At 64.9% G+C, this 21,799-nt stretch carries 16 protein-coding genes and 1 pseudogene; 8 read left to right on the top strand and 9 right to left on the bottom strand.

Annotation, left to right across the window (positions count from 1 at the left end):
* Positions 1-41: 41 nt before the first annotated feature.
* Positions 42-1,304 (bottom strand): deoxyguanosinetriphosphate triphosphohydrolase, encoded by a 1,263-nt coding sequence (locus OHA42_RS13825; protein ID WP_406237317.1) that lies wholly within the window; start codon positions 1,302-1,304, stop codon positions 42-44.
* 6 nt (positions 1,305-1,310) lie between these two features.
* Positions 1,311-1,988 carry a YdcF family protein gene (locus OHA42_RS13820; protein WP_406239341.1) on the bottom strand — a complete coding sequence of 226 codons (678 nt, stop codon included), beginning with the start codon at positions 1,986-1,988 and terminating at the stop codon, positions 1,311-1,313.
* Between the two features lie 256 nt (positions 1,989-2,244).
* On the opposite strand from OHA42_RS13820, the gene OHA42_RS13815 reads away from it, so the two are divergent.
* Entirely contained in the window at positions 2,245-3,141 is an 897-nt protein-coding gene (locus OHA42_RS13815; protein ID WP_406237315.1) for an NAD(P)-dependent oxidoreductase, read from the top strand.
* Positions 3,142-3,176: 35 nt separating this feature from the next.
* Here the strand turns inward: OHA42_RS13815 and OHA42_RS13810 are convergent.
* Positions 3,177-3,280: pseudogene (locus OHA42_RS13810) on the bottom strand (MBL fold metallo-hydrolase); the annotation flags it as partial.
* A 535-nt stretch (positions 3,281-3,815) separates the two neighbouring features.
* On the opposite strand from OHA42_RS13810, the gene OHA42_RS13805 reads away from it, so the two are divergent.
* The 3 genes from OHA42_RS13805 (at position 3,816) to OHA42_RS13795 (ending at position 10,151) form a co-directional block, all read left to right on the top strand.
* Positions 3,816-7,568 (top strand): tetratricopeptide repeat protein, encoded by a 3,753-nt coding sequence (locus OHA42_RS13805; protein WP_406237313.1) that lies wholly within the window; start codon positions 3,816-3,818, stop codon positions 7,566-7,568.
* 81 nt (positions 7,569-7,649) lie between these two features.
* A protein-coding gene (locus OHA42_RS13800; protein WP_406237311.1) for an IS3 family transposase occupies positions 7,650-8,785 on the top strand; the annotation gives its coding sequence in 2 pieces (ribosomal slippage) (positions 7,650-7,911 and positions 7,911-8,785; 1,137 coding nt in all).
* Positions 8,786-9,080: 295 nt separating this feature from the next.
* Positions 9,081-10,151: an HNH endonuclease family protein gene (locus OHA42_RS13795; protein ID WP_406237309.1), complete on the top strand. Its 1,071-nt coding sequence runs from the start codon at positions 9,081-9,083 to the stop codon at positions 10,149-10,151.
* A gap of 114 nt (positions 10,152-10,265) precedes the next feature.
* Here the strand turns inward: OHA42_RS13795 and OHA42_RS13790 are convergent, their stop codons facing one another.
* From OHA42_RS13790 to OHA42_RS13775, 4 genes are all read right to left on the bottom strand, one after another.
* A complete protein-coding gene (locus OHA42_RS13790) occupies positions 10,266-11,180 on the bottom strand; it encodes an HNH endonuclease (protein WP_406237307.1) in 915 nt (304 codons plus the stop codon).
* A 630-nt stretch (positions 11,181-11,810) separates the two neighbouring features.
* Positions 11,811-11,909 (bottom strand): hypothetical protein, encoded by a 99-nt coding sequence (locus OHA42_RS13785; RefSeq protein WP_406239339.1) that lies wholly within the window; start codon positions 11,907-11,909, stop codon positions 11,811-11,813.
* Entirely contained in the window at positions 11,906-12,052 is a 147-nt protein-coding gene (locus OHA42_RS13780) for a hypothetical protein (protein WP_406237305.1), read from the bottom strand. Before OHA42_RS13780 ends, OHA42_RS13785 begins: the two co-directional genes overlap by 4 nt.
* A gap of 85 nt (positions 12,053-12,137) precedes the next feature.
* Positions 12,138-12,815 (bottom strand): MBL fold metallo-hydrolase, encoded by a 678-nt coding sequence (locus tag OHA42_RS13775; protein ID WP_406237304.1) that lies wholly within the window; start codon positions 12,813-12,815, stop codon positions 12,138-12,140.
* Positions 12,816-12,872: 57 nt separating this feature from the next.
* Here OHA42_RS13775 and OHA42_RS13770 point away from each other — a divergent pair, with 57 nt between their 5' ends.
* Together OHA42_RS13770 and OHA42_RS13765 are read left to right on the top strand one after the other, a co-directional pair.
* Positions 12,873-14,852 (top strand): TPM domain-containing protein, encoded by a 1,980-nt coding sequence (locus tag OHA42_RS13770; RefSeq protein WP_406237302.1) that lies wholly within the window; start codon positions 12,873-12,875, stop codon positions 14,850-14,852.
* A 69-nt stretch (positions 14,853-14,921) separates the two neighbouring features.
* Positions 14,922-15,746: a MerR family transcriptional regulator gene (locus tag OHA42_RS13765; protein WP_406237300.1), complete on the top strand. Its 825-nt coding sequence runs from the start codon at positions 14,922-14,924 to the stop codon at positions 15,744-15,746.
* Between the two features lie 303 nt (positions 15,747-16,049).
* Here the strand turns inward: OHA42_RS13765 and OHA42_RS13760 are convergent, their stop codons facing one another.
* Positions 16,050-17,498 (bottom strand): molybdopterin-dependent oxidoreductase, encoded by a 1,449-nt coding sequence (locus OHA42_RS13760; protein WP_406237299.1) that lies wholly within the window; start codon positions 17,496-17,498, stop codon positions 16,050-16,052.
* A gap of 279 nt (positions 17,499-17,777) precedes the next feature.
* On the opposite strand from OHA42_RS13760, the gene OHA42_RS13755 reads away from it, so the two are divergent.
* Both OHA42_RS13755 and OHA42_RS13750 read left to right on the top strand, forming a co-directional pair.
* On the top strand, positions 17,778-18,416 hold the full coding sequence (locus OHA42_RS13755) for a hypothetical protein (protein WP_406237298.1): 639 nt from the start codon (positions 17,778-17,780) through the stop codon (positions 18,414-18,416).
* A 27-nt stretch (positions 18,417-18,443) separates the two neighbouring features.
* Positions 18,444-20,453, top strand: coding sequence for a polyprenyl synthetase family protein (locus OHA42_RS13750; RefSeq protein WP_406237297.1), 2,010 nt, complete (start codon positions 18,444-18,446; stop codon positions 20,451-20,453).
* Between the two features lie 399 nt (positions 20,454-20,852).
* Here the strand turns inward: OHA42_RS13750 and OHA42_RS13745 are convergent, their stop codons facing one another.
* Positions 20,853-21,788, bottom strand: coding sequence for a GlxA family transcriptional regulator (locus tag OHA42_RS13745; protein ID WP_406237295.1), 936 nt, complete (start codon positions 21,786-21,788; stop codon positions 20,853-20,855).
* Positions 21,789-21,799 lie beyond the last annotated feature (11 nt).

Raw genomic sequence — 21,799 nt, 5'->3', positions numbered from 1 at the left:
AATATGACGTAATGATTACGTCAACGAATTTGTCGCGACCGTTAGTCGCCGAGCAGGGTGGCGACCCGCTCCAACCTGCTCTCGGTGTAGGAGGCGATCTGGTCAACGATGACGCGGACTCGGGCGGTGTCGTCGGTGGCGGCTTCCCACCAGGGCAGCAGGAGTGGGTCGAGGTGGGTGGGGGCGGCGGACAGGAGGCGGGTGGCGACGTCGAGGATGAGGTCGCGCTGGGCCGCTTGGCGTTGTTTGTGGTCGGGGTCGGACATGACGTAGCGCAGGGCGATGGTTTTGAGCATCGCCACTTCGGCGGCGACGATGCGCGGGATTTCGAGGTCGGCGGCGTAGCGGGACAGTGGGTCCGGGCCTGCGACCTCGCGGGTCGCGATGATGGCCGCGGTGGCGAAGCGGCCGACCAGCTCGCTGGTCAGGCGCTTCAGAGCCACCGAGCTGGTGAGGGTGCCATCGTAGTCGGTGACGGCGGCGACGACGGGCAGCTCCGAAAGCCGTTGAGCGGCGGCGACGAGTTCCTCCACCGACGACGCGGGGTGCTGGGCGTGGCCGAGGCGGGCCAGCGCTGCCTGCTCGGTCGGATCCGCGAGTGCGTGCAGTTCGATCCGGCCGGCGATGACGCCGTCTTCGACGTCGTGCACCGAGTAGGCGACGTCGTCGGACCAGTCCATGATCTGGCATTCGAGACTCTTGGTGCGATCGGGCGCACCCTTGCGGACCCATTCGAGGCGGTCGGCGTCGATGTCGTAGGCACCGAACTTGGTACTGGGTCCCGGTCTCTCCCATGGATATTTGATGGCGGCGTCGAGAGCGGCGCGGGTCAGGTTGAGGCCTGCGCTGACGCCGTCGGCATCGAGCACTTTGGGTTCCAGCCGAGTGAGGATGCGCAGGTTCTGGGCGTTGCCCTCGAATCCGCCGTAGGCGTCGGCGAAGGTGTCGAGTGCCTGCTCGCCATTGTGACCGTAGGGCGGGTGGCCGATGTCGTGCGCAAGGCCGGCCAGGTCGACGAGGTCGGGGTCACAGCCGAGGCCGTCGGCGATACTGCGGCCGATCTGGGCGACTTCGATCGAGTGGGTCAGCCGGGTGCGTGGTGTGTCGCCGTCGCGTGGACCCATGACCTGGGTTTTGTCGGCGAGCCTTCGCAGTGCCGCGGAATGCAGCACCCTGGCGCGGTCACGCGCGAATTCGGTGCGGTGCCCGGTTTCGAATTCGCTGCGCGGCGGACCGAGTCCGGCCGTTTTGGTTCCCTCGACGACCAGGCGCTCCCTGTCGTGCTCGGTGTAGCCGTCGCTCATCGAATTTCACTGCCCTGCTGTGTATTTGAAGTCTGCCGAGAAATGGGTGAGCTGGTACCAGAGCAATGCGCCGGTCTCGCGCAGGATGCCGTGGGCTTGCGATTCCCTGGTGTATACCGCAGGTCCGGTGCGGGTCGGTGCGGTCCATGCCTTCAAACCGGCGTCGCGCGCCATGGTCCGGGTGCGCAGCGAATGCCACGGATCGCTGACCAGCACCGCGGAGGACAGCTCACGGGCGTCCATTTCGGACGCGACCGCTTCGATACTGCGCAAGGTGTCCGATCCGGTCTCCACCGCGAGGATGTTGTCGGCCGGTATCCCCCTGGCCTCCAGATAGTTCTTGCCCGACGCGGCCTCGGTGTACAGATCACCGTCCTGTTTGCCACCGACGGTGATCACTCGGGGCGCGACACCGGCCTCGAACAGGTTGTAGGCCCGGTCCAGCCGCGCCTCGAACACTGTCGAGGGTGTTCCGGAGTACTGCGCGGCCCCGAGCACCACGATCGCGTCGGCCTTCGTGTAATCGTCGATGCGGGCGACCTGCCACACCCGAAAGGCAGTCCCGCCCACCAGTACCGACCCCATGAGCAGTGCGCCGACAACGAGCCGTCGCGCCCACCGCAGTAGCCCGGCGCCACAGCCACGCTGCTTGCCGGGTTCCATCGCGGTGCGCTGGGGAGCCATGGTCACTCCACCCAGTTTGCCAGGTCACCTGCGGTGTCGATGTGCCTCGGGTTACCGCTGGATCTCGATGGCGCGATCGCACCACCGCGACCCGATACTTACCTATGGGTAAGTACCCGACCAAATAGTAGGTACTTGCCGCTGCCGCGGTATGTGCCGAGAATTGGTTCCGGCGCGCCACACCGAAGTTCTTCCGCTCGACCGAACCGGACCCCCGGACGGCAGAGCGATTCGACAACACTGAGGAGTGGACAGGATGGCGGAATCTCCGCGCACAACGGTGACGGTGCTCGGGCTCGGCGCGATGGGACAGGCGCTGGCCGCGGCCCTCGTACGAGGCGGGCACCAGACGACGGTCTGGAATCGCAGCCCGGGCAAAGACATCGAACTCGTTGCGGCAGGGGCGAAGAGCGCGACGACCGTCGCCGAGGCGGTCGCGTCGGGCGACCTCGTCGTCACCTGCCTGTTCGACCGTCAATCCGTGCACGACGTGCTGGACGCGGTGGCCGATCAGCTGGCCGGGCGGTCAGTGGTGAACCTGACGAGCACCGAACCGCAGGGCGCGCGCGAGCTCGCCGAATGGGCGCAGCGGCACGGCATCGACTATCTGGACGGTGGCATCATCGCCACTCCCCCGATGATCGGACAGCCGGGGTCCTCGATCCTCTACAGCGGATCGCAGCGAATCTTCGACGATCACCGCGAGGTGTGGAAGCTGTTCGGATCCGCCGAATACTTCGGCACCGACGCGGGCAGCGCGTCGGTGGTCGATTTCGCGCTGCTGGCCGGGATGTACGCCATGTTCGCGGGCTTCTATCACGGCGCGGCGATGGTGCGGACGGTAGGAATCTCCGCGGCGGACTTCGGGCAGCGGTCCGCAGGGTGGTTGGCGGCGATGACCGCGTCGCTGCCCCGGGCCGGGGCCCAGATCGACACCGGCGACTACACCACGGTGTTCCAATCGCTCGACTTCACCAAGGCCGCGATGGACGCGATCGTGTCGGCCAGCCGCGACGCGGGTGTCGACCTCGACATCGTCGGCCCGCTCAAGAACCTCGTCGACCGCCAGGTCGCCGACGGCTACGGCGCCGAAAGCACCGAGCGGATGTTCGAAAGCCTCAACCCGCGGCCGGGAGGCAAGCCGCGCGCATAGCCTGTAAGTAAGCCGCGCGCGTAGACAAGGCGGCACCAACCTTTTTCGCACCACTCGGCCAGGTGCGGACGCTCGGTGCCGAGGTGGTGTCGTCGCCGTGACCCGGATAGATGATTGCGTCGTCCGGGTACCGGTCGAAGATGAGATCCACAAGTTCGTTCTGAAACCTAATTTGAACGAGAGTTTGGGCCATGCGAAAGTTTCCGCGCCCAGCCACTTCAGCCCATCTTGCAGCAACGGCAACAGCAGGCCACAGCGGGATTGGACCACTCGTCGTCTCGCAGATCACCACCAAGGAAGCACACAAGGTGTCGGACAGTCTCACCATTACCCAACGGATCGTTGTCCTGAAGGCACTCGGCATTCGTGTCACGATCCTTCCGGCTCGAGGCGGGCCAGGTTTCAAGCCGAAGAGCGTGCACATCAACCGGGATGGGGCTGACACTATGCGCGCTTGATAGCGCGGCGCAGCAGCAATGGATTATGAGTTCAAACGGAATAAACACTGCCCTGACCAGCAAGAAGACTGCTCACCGACGAGCGTGATCTCGTAATACATTGGTGTTCAACAGCTACCGCAACGATCTTGATCACGATGGATCCTTAATGCTTCGATCCCAGTATCGCGCACCACCGAATCATCGTGATTGCCACTTAGGCAGTACTTTCTCATCATGGGCGGGAGACTGGCACTGATCGTCGGATCCGAGTGTGACGCGCTGGCGCAGTTGGGTTTCACTGATGAGCTGGCGACTCGCCTCTACGACGATCTGCGCCGACTCGGCGGCTGGCAGTCTGCCACCGCAGACGACGGGCCGCTGCTCAATCCCACAATCAGTCAACTGAAGTCGGCGGTCAATGCCGCGTTCGCTGCCGCCGCTCGGCAGCAGGCCACCTTATTGATCAGTTTCATCGGACATGGCCAGTCCACAATCCGCGACCAGTTCTATCTGCTCGCCAGAGACTCGGATCCAGCAAAGGGCTTGGACTCCGACACAGCTTTCAACCTCGGCCACACAGTTCTCGAAAAGCTCGTTCCCGCCCGCTTAGATGGCTTGATCGTGCTGGTCGATGCTTGTGAAGCCGATGCCGGGGCGCGAGCAGCCCATGGTTGGACCGAAGGCATCGATCCTCGCTCTGGCCGGATCGAGTTGCTGGCAGCATCGAGCAACGGAAACGCATACGGCGGGTGCTTCACTCGCACGATGCTCGAAACCTTCAAGGACGGACTCCCGCAGCAAGGCACGTACCTGCTCCCAAGCGACCTCCGTCCCCACATTGCAGCGCACTGCACACGACAGACACCGCGACAGTTCAGCACGGCAGTCGGTGGTGACCCGGGATTGTGGCTGGTGCCCAACGCCTCCCGGATCAAAGATGCCGTATTCGGTCGTCCCTCAGCGGGATTCATCGACCAGCTCATCAATGGGCCAGCAATCAGCTCCACCCTGTGCGACCGCGCTGAACAGGTTTACGCCGACAACGCGCATCGTTTACGGACGGTGATCGGCCCCGCTGGGTGCGGCAAGTCCACCCTCATGGCGCTGCTGATCCGCCCCACACTGCTACCAGAGGCAACATTCAACTCCAAATACATCACCGCGGCAGTGTTTCTGGACTTGGCCAGCACTATCGAATCACTTACGCAGGAACTGTCGACCCAACTATCGTCACGGCTAAAGGACTACGCAACCGCCGTCGCCACTGTTGCCCAGCGCTACGATGGCCACGATGGTCCGCGGCCGGACAGTACCGAACTGCTCGTGTTGCTTCCACTTGAGCTGACGAAACCACGTTATGGCCAGACGGCCATCATCATTGACGGGCTCGATCAACCCGAAGATGGCGCTAAGAGACAGATCTTGGCTCTCCTCGGTGAATTGACCAATCGCGCCACTCTGTCCCACATCCGGGTCATCGTCGGAATCCGTGAGGGAACCGAGACTGAAACATCGTCCCATCTCGCTGGACAACACACCCACTATCTCACTGCCCCTACCGACTACGACATCATCGCCACAGTCCGCCAGGCACACGGCATACTCCGCCAACGAGACGGTGGACCCGAATGGCGCCAATGGCTGAACTCGCTGATGGACCGAACCAGTGCTGGTGGTTGGCTACTGGCGCGCTTGATGACTGAGATCCCTGGCTTCGACGCCGACGACATCAACAACCAAATCCAGCTCGGCAAGCTCGTCCAACGACGCGTCCACGCTGCCGTCAAAACCTCGGGGCCGGACTCCAGTCAGCCGATTGGTGCCATCCTCGGTGTCCTCGCCGCGGCAGGCACCGGCCCGGTACTCCCACTGACTTTGCTTCACGCCGCGCTCCCCGCGCTCGGTATACACACGCACACTTCTCAGATCCGCGATCTGATCGCCAACCTCGGCGTTCTCATCAGCCGCAGCAACCCCGGCACACCCGAGGAAAACCTGGGGCTCGCGCACACTGACTTCCTGGCACCGATACACGAAGTAGTCATCCAGCTCGATATCCAAGTAACCGAAACTCACCACGCCATCCTTACCGCAATCAGAACAGCCGCTAGCGAAGCGACGGGACGCTACGCCCGAACATCCGCAGTCCGCCACTTGCTCGCCATCGGCGATTCCAGTTCGGCCGTCACACTTCTGCGGACGTTGGACACAGCAGATTCGGCGGACAATCGCCAACGATGGGCTACTTGGCTACCGCTGTTTATCGAATCCCTCGGTCCAGACCACCCCGACACTCTCATCGCCCGAAACAACCTCGCCGCGCGACGCGGCGAGAGCGGCGACCTCGCCGGCGCCATCAACGACTTGACACAACTTCTTGCCGACCAACGACGCGTGCTAGGCCCCGACGACCCCATCACCTTCGCCATCCGAAACAACCTCGCCTCCTGGCGAGGCGAGAGCGGCGACCTCGCCGGCGCTATCAACGAATTGACACAGCTTCTTGCCGACCAACGACGCGTGATGAGCCCCGACCACCCCGACACCATGAGGGTCCGACACAACCTCGCTGCCCGGCGAGGCGAAAGCGGCGACCTCGCCGGCGCCATCAACGACACCGAACAACTCCTCACCGACCAACTCCGGGTGGCTGGCCCCGACCACCCTGCCACCCTCAGCATCCGACACACCCTCGCCCTCAGACAAGGCGACGTCGGCGACCTCGCCGGTGCCATCAACAACTTTGAACAACTCCTCACCGACCAACTCCGCATGCTCGGCCCCGATCACCCCGACACACTCGCTACCCGAAACAACCTCGCCTCCCGGCGAGGCGAGAGCGGCGACCTCGCCGGCGCCATCACCGACTTGACACAACTTCTTGCCGACCGTCGGCGTATCTCGGGCCCCGATCACCCCGCCACGCTGATCACCCGAGGTAACCTCGCCTCCTGGCGAAGCGAGAGCGGCGACCTCGCCGGCGCCATCACCGACATCGAACAACTCCTCACCGACCAACTCCGCGTGCTGGGCCCCAACCACCCCGACACACTCACCACCCGACACAACCTCGCATCCTGGCGAGGTCGAAACGGCGACATCGCCGGCGCCATCAACGACATCGAACAACTCCTCACCGACCAACTTCGGGTAGCAGGCCCCGACCACCCCGACACCCTCACCACCCGAAGCGCCCTCGCATCTTTACGAGGCGATGTCGGCGATCTCACCGGCGCCATCAACGACACCGAACAACTCCTCACCGACCAACTTCGGGTAGCAGGCCCCGACCACCCCGACACCCTCACCACCCGAAACAACCTCGCCTCCTGGCGAGGTCGAAACGGCGACATCGCCGGCGCCATCAACGACTTCGAACAACTCCTCACCGACCGCCTGCGCGTGCTGGGCCCCAACCACCCCGACACCCTCACCACCCGACACAACCTCGCATCCTGGCGAAGGCGAAACGGCGACCTCGCCGGCGCCATCAACGAATTCGAACACCTCCTCACCGATCAGCTCCGGGTAGCGGGCCCCGACCACCCCGACACCCTCGCTACCCGAAGCGCCCTCGCATCTTTACGAGGCGATGTCGGCGACATCGCCGACGCCATCAACGACTTCGAACAACTCCTCACCGACCGCCTGCGCGTGCTAGGCCCCAACCACCCCCACACCCTCACGAGCCGACACAACCTCGCCACTTTGCGAGGGCAAAGCGGCGACATCGCCGACGCCATCAACGACTTCGAACAACTCCTCACCGACCGCCTGCGCGTGCTGGGCCCCAACCACCCCGACACCCTCACCACCCGAAACAACCTCGCCACTTTGCGAGGGCAAAGCGGCGACATCGCCGGCGCCATCAACGACTTCGAACAACTCCTCATGGACTATCTGCGCGTGCTGGGGCCCGATCACCCCCACACCCTCACGAGCCGACACAACCTCGAACAGCTGCGTCGTCGTTACCAACAGCCCTGATGACTGGACCCCTTTGAGCAGGTCCAGCGGTTGTGAGAGTTCTGATGCACCAGAATGGGTGCAGGAGGACGAGATCACGACATGGCGCGACGACGACACACCCCCGAGCAGATCATCCGCAAGTTGCGCGAGGGCGAGAAGCTGATCGGGGAGAAATTCTCGATCGAGGAGGTGTGTAAGCACCTCGAGATTTCCGAGGCTTCCTGGCATCGCTGGCAAGCCCAGTACGGCGGCATGAAATCCGACGATGCGAAACGGCTCAAGGAGTTGGAGCGCGAGAACGCGCGGTTGAAGAAGATGGTCGCCGAGCAGGCCCTCGATATCGACATGCTCAAGGAAGTGAACCGGGGAAACTACTGAGCCCGGACCGCCGTCGCAGGGCCGTGGTGGTTTTGCAGCAGCGGTTTCGGGTCTCGCAACGCCGCGCCTGTGCAGTGGTGGGGCAGTCGCGGTCGGTGCAACGTCGGTCGCCGGCGGTCGCCGAGGTCGAACGGACGCTGCGGGAGCGGCTGCGCGCGATCTCCCGGCGTCATCCGCGGTGGGGCTGGCGGAAGGCCCACGCTTTGTGCCGCAGCGAAGGTCTGGTCACCAATCACAAACGCACCCAACGACTCTGGCGTGAGGAGGGATTGAAGCGACCGAGTCGAGTGCGTAAGAAACGCCGCATCGGGCCGGGTCGGAATCAGCGGTTGAAGGCGTCGTTTCCAGATCAGATGTGGGCCCTGGATTTCCAGGTCGATATCACCGTCGACGGCCGACAAGTCCGGTTCCTCAACATTGTCGACGAGTTTACGCGGGAAGCTTTGGCTACCAGGGCATTCCGGTCGTGCACCGCCGATCAGCTGGTCGGTGTGCTCCACGAGATCATCGTGGCAACCGGGCGGAAGCCAACACACATTCGCATGGACAACGGCACCAAGATGACCGCACACGCGATGCGGGATTGGTGCCGGTTCACCGGGGTCGATGCCTCGTTCATCGATCCGGGATCGCCGTGGCAGAACGGTGTCTGCGAGTCGTTCAATGGGCGTTTCCGCGACGAGTTCCTGTCCTGCGAGGTGTTTCATTCCCTGACCGAGGCGCGGGTCCTTGCCGAGGATTGGCGCATCGAGTACAACAGTTACCGGCCACACGGATCGCTGGGTTTCCTTACCCCGCAAGCATTCCGTGAGCAATGGGTACCGACCGAGTTCGAGCAGCAACTACAACTCGCATAGCCGGTGGACCTGCCATCGGGGCCCAGTCACTGACGTTATGTCCGCTCACCAACAGAACCGATGCGAAATCTAAAGCGCGACAACGAACCCAGTACATAGCCCCGGCTTCCGCCGCAGCTGATTCGGTACCCAACGGGCGCCCAGCACCTCGCCGGTCGGCGACGTCTGAAGCACGCCACTGGTGGCAGTTGACTGGTGCTTGTGCCTCAACGGAATTGATGCACACGCATCAATCAACCACGGGTTGCCGCCCTGAACACCATCACACTGCGTGCCCCAGGCAGGCCTAACGCCTATGACGAGGACACACACCGACCCCCTTCCGGCTACCGTAGTCAACGATCGCGGTAAGCAGCTTCGCCGCATTGATATACTCAAAGCGCGCAATATCGAGCCCAGTATCATCGCGGATGAGAGTAGCCGCAGACGATATGCGCATAACTGGGAGGCAATGGAAGATAATCTTGGAGAACGGAACTTCGAGGATCTATTTCACTTGCTTCGACTGATCTACGTCAAAGACAAACCTCAACAAGACCTGTTGAATGAGTTTCAGCATCGCGTTTTCGATCGGCCAGCAATGCCCACTCGCGGCAAGCGCTTTCTCGACGAGCTCGACGACTTTGCCCAGTTGTATCAGCAACTCTTTGTTGATCGGGATTTCATGGAAGGAGACGAGGAAGATACCAGATTCAAAACTATGATGTGGGCAATGGTTGGCCATTTTCACGCCTCCGAGTGGAAGGCTTGCGTCCTGTCCTACGCCCATTCGTTCGGCAAGGAAGGCATTTATACCTACCTGCTCTTTATCGAGAAAGTCTATCTGGGACATTGGGCAATGGCGATGCGCAAGGACGAGCGCTACGCCGTATATACAGATCTATTGAAGGCCATCGACTCCGGCAGGTCGGGCTCCGATGCCGTCGCAGCAGTAAAGCCTTCCGTCCACGACATCCGCGACGCTTGCCTTGTACCTAACTTCTATTCAACAGGGTACTGCAAATACATGCTTCTGCGAGCAGAGATATCCGCTAGCGAGCTTCATGACCCAAGATACTTTACAGTGCGTTCCATCGAGCATGTGCTACCACAGAATCCAGGGTCTGGAAGCCAGTGGCGGAAATGGTTCAATCAACGCGAAATAGATGATTCTGTAAACAAGGCCGGGAATCTCGTTCTATTGAGTAAAGGCAAGAATTCATCGGCAGGCAACCGCGAGTTGACAGAAAAGCAGGAAAAGTATCTGAAGCCTAGAGTTTCAGATTTTTCTCGGAGCATGCAGGTCCTCGGATACAGCGAATGGTCGAAACAGGCTATAGATGAGCGTACCGAGGCTTTCGCAGACCTCATACTGGCGAACCCCTAGATTGCAGTGATGTGGCGTCGGCGTGCCAGCCCAGCACGTCGGCGCCACTTCGAAACCACTTTGATCAATGAAGCACCGCAGTGAGCGGCACCACCGCACCAGCCGTCCGGTGAACTACCAGCTCGCGGTGGCCCAGGTGTAGTGCTCCCGCACCGCATCGCAATCCAGCTCTGCCTTCACTTCGGTGTCCCGCAACTGGTCATAGTGGAGGTAGGACGCCAGAGCAGGGGCGACAACCAGGCGCATGGTGTCGGGTGACACTGCCATGCGGCCGCTGTCGAACATCTTGTGGATGTCCGCGCGCAGAAGCAACCCTTGACGGGGGTCGTGGGACTTGTGGTCGGCAAACTTGCGCAGGTGCGCTGCCTCAAGGGTTTCCGCGGGATTGTCGCCGGTGATTGCGCAGCGAAGACCATAGTGGCGCAACAGCACCCGACGGAACTTGTCTTGGTTGATCCGCACGGCAACAGTCCTCACGCGATGCCCGCCGGCGGGAGTGGCAGCCCACTCGCACGTGTGCTTGGGCACGCGGGCGTGGATGCGGTCGAGGAGCTTGGAGAGTTCACCGAGATCGCAACGCCGGATCGCGCTTTGCCGATCGCGTGTCTTCACCGCGGTTTCGAGGTCGTCGGTTGTAAGCGCACCGTCAATCAACTGCCAGTGTGTTCCATAGCTGGCGGTGTAGAGAATGACCGGCTCCTGGCGCTCTTCAGGCACGTCGAACTCGCTTCGACACTTGCCGCACAAGTACATCGGCCGCTTGGTGACGCGCCGATCGATGCTTGTACGCCCGCAGTTGGGGCACATTCGTCGCAGCTTTCGTCCCGGGAGAGAGTCGATGTGGTCGATTAGGGACACCCCGTGCACGACCTCTCGACCGTAGACCACGATCATGTCGCCCACAGTCACCATCAAGTGGTTCCCGACGCCGCTGTCGTACACATACACCGAGCCGAGCACATCCGCATATCCGTCGTTGCTCTGCCAGCTGCGTTCCTCCCCAACGGATTTGAAAGCCCATGCTTGCACAGTTGCCCCTTCATCATCGCCAGCCACACCAGGTCACTCAAGCATACGAATCGGGTCCGACAGGACAATTGAACTGACCAGCTGGGCGTTATCCAACCCAGCGCGGCCGGCACCAGCCTGACGAGGTTGCACAATGGGCCCCGCCGCAACGACGGCGAAAGTTGTTACCGAATGCAGGACGCTGTTGTCACCGATCGATGTGAGGCGGGTGTATCACAGGCCGACCACCGCCCGTCGACGACAAGACCTCCGCCGCGGCGGGTTTGATAGAGGTATCCCGGCTCAACATGGCGGCTGTTGATCTCGTACACCGGCCCCAATCGTCGTGAGCATGAGCGAATGCGAGCCCATTCGGCTTTCCGTCCGCTCCGCCGCCTCCAGCAGATACGGCGCGGCCTCAGCGACCGATCGAGCAACTATGTGCTCCAGTCCGTAGCGTTCCTGAACCTCAGCAATACGCTCCCGAACCTCGGTGACGTCCCCTGACGGAGTCGTGGTCATATCCGCCCACCACAGCGCGTCTCGCACTTCTGATTCCTCGTCGGGCCAATCGATACGAACTCCACGGTGCCGGGCCTCGACGCACGCGCAGGAATGATTTGCGACCAGACCACACAGCCGGTCACTGATTCAGCGTTCGCGTAAGAACTCAGCCCCGTCGACCGGATGAAACCCGATTCTCGCGATATCTGGGGCGTAGCCGATATCGTGCAGCCACGCAGCGGTCACCAGCAATGAAGGATCGTCCACACGATCGCTGCCCGCGCGGCCTGCCGAGCCACACCCTCGACGTGTGCGAGGCGTCGCGGCAGGGGCGCTAGGTACTCACGGGCCAGCTGCTCGGCCCATTCCGCAGTCTCCCTGCCGGTCATAGTGCGACCGTAGCGAGCCAGAGTGCACCGCGAAACAGCGACCCGGCGACTCGACATACTGTGTTCGACTCGCGAGACGATTCGATCACCAGCCCCGGCTCCGCCACTCCCCCAGCTGCGGCCGTTCAGTACCGAGCGTGGTGTCATCCCCGTGACCCGGATAGACGAACGCGTCATCCGGGTACCGATCGAAGATTTTGCTGGTCACGTCAGCGAACAGCGAGTCGAAGTCGTTTGGATTTGTTGTCCGCCCAAGACCCCCCGGAAAGAGCGAATCACCAGTGAACAGGTGCGCGACACCGCTGTCGTCGATGAGAGCCAGCGCAACAGAGCCCGGAGTGTGGCCGCGAAGGTGGATTGCTTCGAAACTCAGGTCGCCGATGTCGATGAGGTCGCCGTCGTCCAGCAAGCGGTCGGGGCGGATCGGCAGGGCATCGGCGTCGAGGCGGTGGGCGGCGGTGGGCGCGCCGGTGGCGGCCGCGATGTCCTTCAGCGCCAACCAGTGGTCGCGGTGCAGGTGGGTGGTGACGATCAGGACTATTCGACCGGGCGCTTCCTGCGTGATCAGCGCCTCGATGCGGTCGGGTTCGTCGGCGGCGTCGATGAGCAGTGCGGCTCCGGTGGCGGTGCACTGCACGAGATAACAGTTGTTGTCCATGCCGCCGACGGACATTTTGACGATTCGGCCACCGGGAATATCGCGCTGCTGCGGATTCGATCCTGGGGATACATGACCGGTGTACGGGAGATCGATCGTGATCACCCCTCGATCGTATCCAGGGTGTCTGCGACAGGTGGGTGCTCGCGATACATTCGTGCCATGCTGCTGCCGCATCGTCGAGCCCGCTGGTCTGTCCGGGCGACGATCACCTTGCTGCTCGCGGGTATCGCACTGCTCGGCGTTGCGACCGCGACGGCCGAGCCACCGAGCCGGTTGGGCACCTATGTGGTCGACTCGGTGGAGGTACTCGACCGCGCACAGTTCGACGATGTGCGCTCGGCCGTCGACCAGTTGTACGCCAACCAGCAGGTTCGACTGTGGATCGTCTACGTGCAGGACTTCGACGGACTCGGTCCCGAGACATGGGCCGCGCGCACGGCGACGCTGTCCGGTTTCGGCAGGCGTGACCTGTTGCTCGCCGTGGCCACCCAGACCCGCGACTACTGGTTCTACGGCGACTTGCCGAGCGGCGTCAGCGATTCCGAGCTCGACAGCCTGCTCACTACGCGTGTCGAGCCCGCGCTGCGGGAGAGCAGATGGGCCGAGGCCGGGATCGCGACCGCCGAGGGCCTGGATTCGGCCATGCACGGCGATGGCGGCGTCAGCGTTCGCGCGTTGCTGATCGTCGGGCTGGTGATCGCGCTCGTCGTCGGCGGGCTGGTGCTGTATTCGCGCAAGCGGAGCAAGGACCGCAGCACCGCCGAACTGCGGGCCGCGCGGCAGTTGGATCCGGACAACAGCGTGGCGCTCGGGGCGTTGTCGCTGGAGGTGCTGCAGGTGCGGTCGCGGGAGGTGCTTGTCGAGATCGACAATGCGATCCGCACCAGCGGTGAAGAGCTGGAGCTTGCGACCGGCGAGTTCGGGGCCACCGCGGTCACCCCGTTCAGCACTACGCTGGCCCACGCGAAAACGGCCGCCTCCAAGGCATTTTCGATCCGTCAGCAGCTCGACGACGACATCCCCGAAACCTCCGACCAGCAGCGGACCATGCTCGTCGATCTGATCGGCACGGTCGGCCGCGCCGACCGGGAGCTCGACGCCCAGGTCACCGAGTTCGACGTGATGCGCGACCTGCTCATCAATGCCGCCGACCGGCTGGACGCGCTGACCAGGGATCTGGTCGAACTCACCGGACGCACACCGGCTTCGGAGACCGAGCTCACCCGGCTCACCACCGCCTACCCGGCCGGCGTGCTCGCACCGATCCGCGACAACGTGACCATGGCGCGTGCGCGAATCGCCTTCGCGGAACACAACATCGACAACGGGCGTGCCGTTCTTGCCCAGCCGGTCGGCAAGCAGGGCGGCGCGGTCGCCGCGATCCGCGCCGCAGAGGCGGCGGTCGGCCAGGCCCGCGCCCTGCTCGATGCCGTCGACAATGCGGCCGCGAATATCCAGCAGGCGACCGACGGGCTGCCTGCCGCACTGCAGGAGCTGCGCTCCGACATCGCGACCGCGAAAACTCTTGTGTCCTACGGTGGTCCGGAATTCGCCGTCGCCATCACCGCGGCGGAGGCGGCATTGGCGAAGGCAACGGCCAACGCGACGGATGATCCGCTCGATGCCTTCCACGACGCGATAGCGGCCGATGCCGAACTGGACCGAGCCAACGCGGCGGCGACGGATCGCAAACTGGCCGTCGAGGACCTACGACGCAGGCTGGAGCGGGCGCTGACCGACGCGCACACGCGGCTCGATGCCGCGACCGACTACATCACCACCCGCCGCGGTGGCATCGACGCCGACGCGCGCACCCGGCTCTCGGAGGCCCAGCGCAATCTCGATGCGGCCCGGCAGCTCGATGCCACCGATCCGGTGCAGGCGCTCGCGCACGCGCAGGCCGCCGCAGACATGGCCGGGCGCGCGCTGCAGGAGGCCCAGGCCAGTGTGCGGGCCTGGGAGAGCCGTCAGGGACCGTCCGGCACCGCGCAGGCAGGAGCGGTGCTGGGCGGCATCCTCATCGATGGCCTGTTGCGTGGCGCGGCGAGCGGTGGCAGGTCCGGGTCGGGCGGCTATCGCCCGGGCTCCTACGGCGGCTCTTCCGGGTCCCGCCGGACTAGCCGCGGTGGCCGATTCTGACGAACACCGGGTGGTTCCGACAACACCCTTGACCCTGACACCGTGTCAGGCCATAGACCAGGAGTCGTCATGTTCAGTATCGGAGACTTCGCCAGACACGGACGGGTATCGGTGCGCATGCTGCGGCACTACGACGCGACCGGGCTGCTGCGCCCGGATCGGGTCGACGCGGTGAGCGGCTATCGCTACTACGAGGCCGGGCAGTTGGCTCGGCTCAATCGCATTGTCGCGCTGAAGGATCTCGGCTTCACGCTGGAACAGGTGGGCCGGATCCTCGACGACCGGGTCGACAGCGCCGCGCTGCGCGGCATGCTCACGCTGCGCCGGGCGGAACTGGAGCAGCGGATCAGCGACGATCGCGCCCGGCTCGTCCAGGTCGAAACGAGGCTCCGCATCATCGAGAAAGAGGGCGCCATGCCTGCCAATGATGTGGTGATCAAGTCCATCCCCGCGGTACGAGTAGCCGAATTGACCGGCGTAGCCGGTGATTTCGAACCACAGTCGATCGGGCCTGTCGTCGGCCCGTTGTTCGAGGAAGTGTGCAAACGCCTGGAACAGGCCGGGGTGGCGATCGCGGGTCCCGCGATCGCGTACTACGACGAGAACACGACGGGCGACGGCTCGGTGCTCGTGCATGCGGCCGTTCCGGTCGACATCGAGCCCGATGCCGCGCACGACTTCGCTGTCGTCGATCTGCCCGCCATCGCACACGCGGCGACGGTCATCCACCGGGGCAGCATGGACAACGTCCTGGAGCCGTGGCAGGCGCTGGGCCGCTGGATCGACGCGAACGGCTACAAGTCGGCGGGCTATGCCCGTGAGGTGACTCTCGAATACACCGAGGATCCGAGCGGCTGGGTCACCGAACTCCAGGAGCCGATCACTACCGTGTGACCGTAATCAGCTCGGCCTCAGGGCTTTCGGTGGCGCGCAGTGCGTTTCCGGCCGCTGCCGTGCGACGCGGTCACGCTCTACCGCATGTCCGGCGGCGGTCGCCTGCTTCAGGAAGTCCGCGCCCCGGAAGCCAACCAAGGACGCCAAGAACTCCGCGACCCAGAGACCGACCAGCGAGAACGAATGGGCGGCGTCCCCGAGCCGGGATGCGGAGAGCTGAACTCGGGGCCGAATGTGTTCGGCTCAACCGGTAGTGCCGACGACCTGCCTCCGGACGAATGTCCTGGGGCAGGAACGCCGCCCTCAGACCCGAACCGTCACGGTGTGGAAGCCGCTCGGTCCAGCAGGGAACGCCGCGCGGTCCTTGCCGTCCTGAACCTCGCCGGAGCGGCTGATCGCGCGCGCCTGCACGGAGTGTGCACCCGCAGGCAGTTCGATGGTGGTGCGCCAGCGACGCCAGGCGGCGGGGGCGAGTTCGGTGCCGAGATCGACCGCGCGCCACTCCCCCTCGTCGACTCGGATCTCGACACCCGCGACACCATGCGGCGGCGCCCAGGCGACACCCGCGACGGTGGTGGTACCCGCCGCCGCACGACCGGGCGCGGCAACATCGATGCGCGCCTGTGGCGTGACCCAGATCGGCTCCGAGGGCCAGCCGCGCCGCACCCAGTAGTCGACGTGGGTGTCGTCGGTGAGTTGTAGTTCGGCAAGCCACTTCGCGCCGGTGTACTGGCCGTAAAGACCGGGGACGAAGACGCGAGCCGGGAAGCCGTGCTCCGGTGCGAGCGGTTCGCCGTTCATGCCGACCACCAGGTACCCCGGCCACGCCCCGGAGCGCAGTGGCTCGATCGGCAGCGAAATGGTGTAGCCGTCGACGGCCCTGGTCACCAGCCTGGTCGCGCCGACTTCCGGGATCGCGTGCTCCAGCAGCTTCGCCAGCGGGACACCGAACCAGCGGGCGTTGCCTGCCCGACCCTCACCGGGACGGTTGTGCACGCAAACCATCACCGCATCGAATTCCAGTGCGTCGGCGGCCAATTCGGCCAGCGAGAGCCGCAGCGGATGCGCGACCATGCCGGTGACCGACAGCCGCCAGCGAGTCGGGTCGATCCGGGGCGGACTCGGATTGACGTCGGCCACATAGAAACTGCGGTTGCGGGTGATCAGCGACGACAGCCCCGGCTCGTCCTCGAGCCCGTCCTGCGGCACCGCGGCGAGACTGCCCATCGGGCCGACCTTCTGGATCGCCTCGTCCCGGCGACGGTCGAGGTCACGATGCAGCGCCCGCGCGGCCACGAAGAGCCCGGCACCCACACCGGCCGTCGCGAGCGAGCCGATCAGTCCGCGCGGCTGCTTGCGCAGGCCGACACCGAGCACACCTGCGGCCGTGACCGCACCCGCGAGGGTGGCCGCGGATCGAGTCGCCTGCCGCAGCCCGAGCGCGGCCGCGCCGGCGCCGAATGCGGCGACAGCGGCGGTGCGCGCCCGATCTGGCAGTACGCCGAGACCGATGGTGGCCGCGAGAGCGCCCGCACCGACTCCGATTCGAATGACGGCCTTGTCGTGCCTGCCGGACAGCGCGACGGTGGCCTCGACGACCGGAACCGGCGCCACATCGGTCAACGCCCGGCCGATGGCATCGATCAGCGAATCGCCCCGCGTCGCGGCGACCACTTCGCCGACGCCGAGCGCCGCGACACCGACGGCGGCGGCACCGAGCCCACCGCGTCTCCGGTCTCTCTTGCTCCGCACCGTCGCAACACCCGCTTCCGTCGATCGCCACCTGTGCCGTGCTATCCAGCATTCTCCACGAACCCACCGACCCGACAGTCTTTTCCTCACGCGGCGTCGGTGCGGTGATGCCGCCACCGCGGCCAGTGCGAGACGGAAGACCAGATCGGGCACCCGAGCGGCTTCCGGCACCGAGCACCCTCAGTCGAGGTTCCTGGAGATTCGGATGAGGTGCCGATCCGCGCCCTCCACTTCTGTTATATCCCTTTCGTTACACCACACGCCGCTGAGCTTCAGCAGGTGCTGGAGGAAGCTGCTGTCGAGGCCGAGAGCCGGTCACCGGAGCGCGCGAGCAGGTTCGCTCTGCTCGTCGAGCAGTTCCAGGCTGCCGCTCAGGTGATTGCTCGGGCCGCCGAGTCCATCGCGCCAGATGCGCGCGCGGTTATCGAGGCAGCCGGAGCGGCGGGCGCGGCGGAGCACGAGATCATCCATATGGTTACCGTCACCGATGAGGAGCTGACGCACGCGCACACTCAGCTTCGAATCGCCGAGGCGCTGGCTGAGGAGCGAAAAAGCTGGCCGACAAGCACGCCGATGAGCGGCATCGGACGGCCGTGGAGCGCGATGAAGTGCGGGCAGCCGCGACCTCCGCGAAAGCGGAACCTCGCACCAATTCCCGACAGCCGGGCCTCGGTTGCCAGCGGCTCGGCCTTCTTCGGTCGGCCCGGTCTTCGACTCCGCCGAATCATGTATTTATACAACGGGTTTCAGGAGGGGATGCTAGTCGGCGACCAACTCGAGATCGGGGAGGCACTCGCCCCCAGCGGGACTCACCAACCCGATCTCCCCCAAGCTGCGGAGGCATCAAAAATGGCCGATACCAACATCTTCCGCGCCAGGTGGTGTCGAATTGCCATTGATCGGCGGTGTTGTAGATGACCGATGTAACCAGTCAGGAGTTCCCGCGTGCCACGTGAAATAGATTCCGCTGTCTTCCCGCACCTGGATGCCGACTTGGACCGTGTCCGTGACGTTCTCGGACCGGTGCGGTTCGAGGGCCGCCCCGAGTTGACTGCGCTCACCGATGAAGGGCCCGACACATCTCGTCGTCTGGTGCGTCCTACGTTGACGTTGCTGTCGTATTACCTGCTCACCGGTCCCGCGGCCCCGGCCGACGACCGGGTGGTGCGCGCCGCTGCTGCGGTGGAGTTGCTGCATCTGGGCTCGCTGTATCACGACGACGTCATCGATCACGCGGATCAGCGTCGCGGCCGCCCCAGTGCCAACACGGTGTGGGGTTCGCATATGGCCGTATTGGGTGGGGACTGCGTGACGTCCTCGGGCGGGCGCATACTGATCGAACTCGGCCAGCGCGAAGGGCTCGCGGGTGCGATCGCTGGTGAGCAGATGTGCGCGGGCATGGTGATCGAGGCCGCCGACCAGTATGTGGCCTCCCGCAGCGAGCAGTCCTACCTGGACGCGATCGACGGCAAGACAGCGGCGCTGCTCTCGCTGGCATGCCGGGTGGGCGCGATGCAGGCCGGCCGCTCCGATGAGCACGAACAGACACTGGCCGGGTTCGGTCGACACTTCGGGCTGGCCTACCAGCTGTATGACGACATCCTCGATTTGACTTCGACTGCCGACGAGATGGGCAAGCCCGTCAACGCGGATCTGCCCGAGGGCATCTACACGTTGCCCGTGATCCGCGCGGCTGTCCGCGACCGAAGCCTTGCCCGCCTGCTGCGCAGAGCAATGACGGGTGAGCAGGCCGCACGTGCCCGCGAGCTCGTCATCGACTCCGGCGCCGTGGAGGAAGCACAGGCGATGGCCGAGGAATTCATGGATCAGGCTGCCGGTCAGCTTGCCGCCGTCGCCGTCGACCCGCGCGCCTGCCACGCGATGAGCACCTACGCTCGGTCCATACTCGACCGGCGAACGCCCCGCTGTGTCGTCTCCGGGCCCTCAACGCAGTTACCCCTCGCCGACAGTAACCTCTTCTCGCCGCAGGCCATGTCATGGTTGAAGAGCTGGATGGTGGACACCGGCCTTGTCGCCTCCACCGCCGAAGCCGACTACCACCGGTGGACAGGAGCGTTCCGGTTCCCGGCACAGGCCGCCCTGACCCCGGCGGACGCGGCCCATGAACAGACCTCCGTCGCCATCGCCGTGCTGATCGCTGCGTGGGACGACCTGTTCGAAGATTCGCGGCTGACCGATCCGGAAGCCGTCACCGCGCTGCGGCGGGGCGCGGTGGCAATGCTGCGCCAGGACCCGGAGAAACCGTTGGGGCCCGGCGCGCTCCCGACGGCGTGGGCGAGTTTGTGGCCGCGCCTGCGCGAGGGCCGCACCACCCGCTGGCGGGAGCGGTTCCTCGACGACCTCGAAGAATGGTTCAACGCCTGCGAACGCGAAGCCCACCATCGCATCAACCGCTACATTCCCGCCACGGCCGACTACCTGCCGCTGCGGATGTCGACCAGCGGGTTCGACATCATCCTCGCCGGCCTGGAGGTGTACCAGGACCGGGAACTGCCGTCGAAGCTGCGCAACCACCCCGTGATCCGCCGTATCGAGGAACACGTCTTCTGGGTGACCTCCATGGAGAACGACCTGGCCGGGTTCGATCGAGACGAGGCAGACCATATCCCCTACAACCTGGTAAGGGCGATCCGTCACGAGACCGGCTGCACCCGGCGCGAGGCAGTCGAGCAGGTGCAGCGCCAGATAGCCGAGCAACGCGCCCAGCTCGACGCGGTGGTCCGCTACCTCCCCGCGCTCGTCCGCATGATTCCCGGCCTGCCCGGCCAGGTGAAGGAGTGCGTGTCTGTCTACGAGAACGTGACAAACGTGCTCGAGGTGCATCAGTCCGAGCGGTACACACAGACCTCGGCTTCCGCAGCGCCGGACCTGGAACGCTTGCGTCGCGAGATCTACTACTACCCGGCCGCCGACCCGGCTCCTACCGCACCGTAAGCCCCGCAGCCGGCAAAGCAGGGTGTGTCCCGCGCGATCCATCGTGGTGGTCGCGCGGGACGTCCCCTCAGTGCTTCGCCGACTGTGCGGCCTCGTCCGGTCCGGGGATGCGAGGTCCGGGGCTGCCGATCCGCATCGTGGGTCGAAGAGACGAGCGGGTGCGCAAACGGAAAGCAGCCGAGTCCACTTACACGCGGCCGCGAGTCACCGCGAACGCGTGGCATCCCGCGGTTTGATTCGGTGTGGCGGATCGCTGTGGTATTGGCCCCAGTTTGGTTGTGCCGGCGAACTCTGACGTCGTTCGTCGGCGAAATCTGATCTCGCGTGGGTTCGTGCGACGTGGTCGTGACGAGCCTGGGGCGGCCGGCGACTGCAAGCTTGCCGCTCACTGGATGTGTGTCAGGAGACCCTGAATGCTCGCCGGTAGGCGCTCGGGGTTGTGCCGACCTGAGCGCGGAAGCGGCGGCGCAGGTTGACCGCCGAGGTGAGCCCGACACGGGCCGCGATCGACTCCACCGGCAGGTCTGTCTCCTCCAACAGAGTGCGTGCCTCGGCCACTCGGCGCGACAGCAGCCACGCGCCCGGGCTCGTGCCGAGCTGGTCGGCGAAGCGCCGGGCCAGTGTGCGGGACGAGACGCTGAGATACGCGGCCAGCGCGCCCACCGACAACGGTGTTTCCAGACGCGCGCCGGCCCATTCGAGGAGGCCACCCAGCGCGTCCGCGGGCGGTGGGGGTGGCGCGTACTGCGCCTGACCGCCCTCGCGGTGCGGCGGCATCACCATATGCCGCGCGACGAGGGCCGCATGCGCGGCGCCATGGTCCTGCCGGACGAGGTGCAGGCACAGGTCGATTCCCGCACCTGCCCCGGCGCTGGTGGCGACATCGCCGTGGTCGACGTAGAGCACATCCGGCTCCACGCGCACCCGCGGGAACTCCTGGGCCAGCTGTGCGGCGCGCGCCCAGTGCGTGGTGGCCGAGCGGCCGTCCAGCAGCCCCGTGCGGGCCAGCGCGAACACTCCGGAGCAGATCGTGACCAGCCGTGCCCCACGGGCGTGCGCCCGCAACAGTGCGCGGCGCACGCAGGCCGACAGCGGCGCCTCCACTGGCGTCCAGCCTGGGATGAGCACGGTGTCCGCGCACGCGAGCGCCGAAAGGCCACGCGGCACGGACATCGCGTATCCGGCCGTCGTCGGCACCGAGCCGGGCGTCTCCGTGCACACCTCGAACTCGTAGTGCTGCGGTATCCCATCGCGCTGTGTAGCGAAAACCTCGACAGCGCAGCCGAGCTCGAACGTCGACTGCACCGGCCGCACCAAGGCCACCACACGATGCATGGCAGAAAAAT

This window comes from Nocardia sp. NBC_01009, assembly GCF_045208035.1.
Taxonomy (GTDB): domain Bacteria; phylum Actinomycetota; class Actinomycetes; order Mycobacteriales; family Mycobacteriaceae; genus Nocardia.
The sequence above is the reverse complement of the archived record's forward strand: the minus strand, read 5'-3'. Positions and strand labels throughout refer to the sequence as shown.

Coding starts and splice junctions, on each gene's coding strand:
- OHA42_RS13820 (WP_406239341.1), bottom strand. CDS start 1,988: ATGGCTCCCCAGCGCACCGCGATGGAACCCGGCAAGCAGCGTGGCTGT.
- OHA42_RS13745 (WP_406237295.1), bottom strand. CDS start 21,788: ATGCATCGTGTGGTGGCCTTGGTGCGGCCGGTGCAGTCGACGTTCGAG.
- OHA42_RS13765 (WP_406237300.1), top strand. CDS start 14,922: ATGTTCAGTATCGGAGACTTCGCCAGACACGGACGGGTATCGGTGCGC.
- OHA42_RS13815 (WP_406237315.1), top strand. CDS start 2,245: ATGGCGGAATCTCCGCGCACAACGGTGACGGTGCTCGGGCTCGGCGCG.
- OHA42_RS13780 (WP_406237305.1), bottom strand. CDS start 12,052: ATGACCGGCAGGGAGACTGCGGAATGGGCCGAGCAGCTGGCCCGTGAG.
- OHA42_RS13795 (WP_406237309.1), top strand. CDS start 9,081: ATGACGAGGACACACACCGACCCCCTTCCGGCTACCGTAGTCAACGAT.
- OHA42_RS13770 (WP_406237302.1), top strand. CDS start 12,873: ATGCTGCTGCCGCATCGTCGAGCCCGCTGGTCTGTCCGGGCGACGATC.
- OHA42_RS13825 (WP_406237317.1), bottom strand. CDS start 1,304: ATGAGCGACGGCTACACCGAGCACGACAGGGAGCGCCTGGTCGTCGAG.
- OHA42_RS13805 (WP_406237313.1), top strand. CDS start 3,816: ATGGGCGGGAGACTGGCACTGATCGTCGGATCCGAGTGTGACGCGCTG.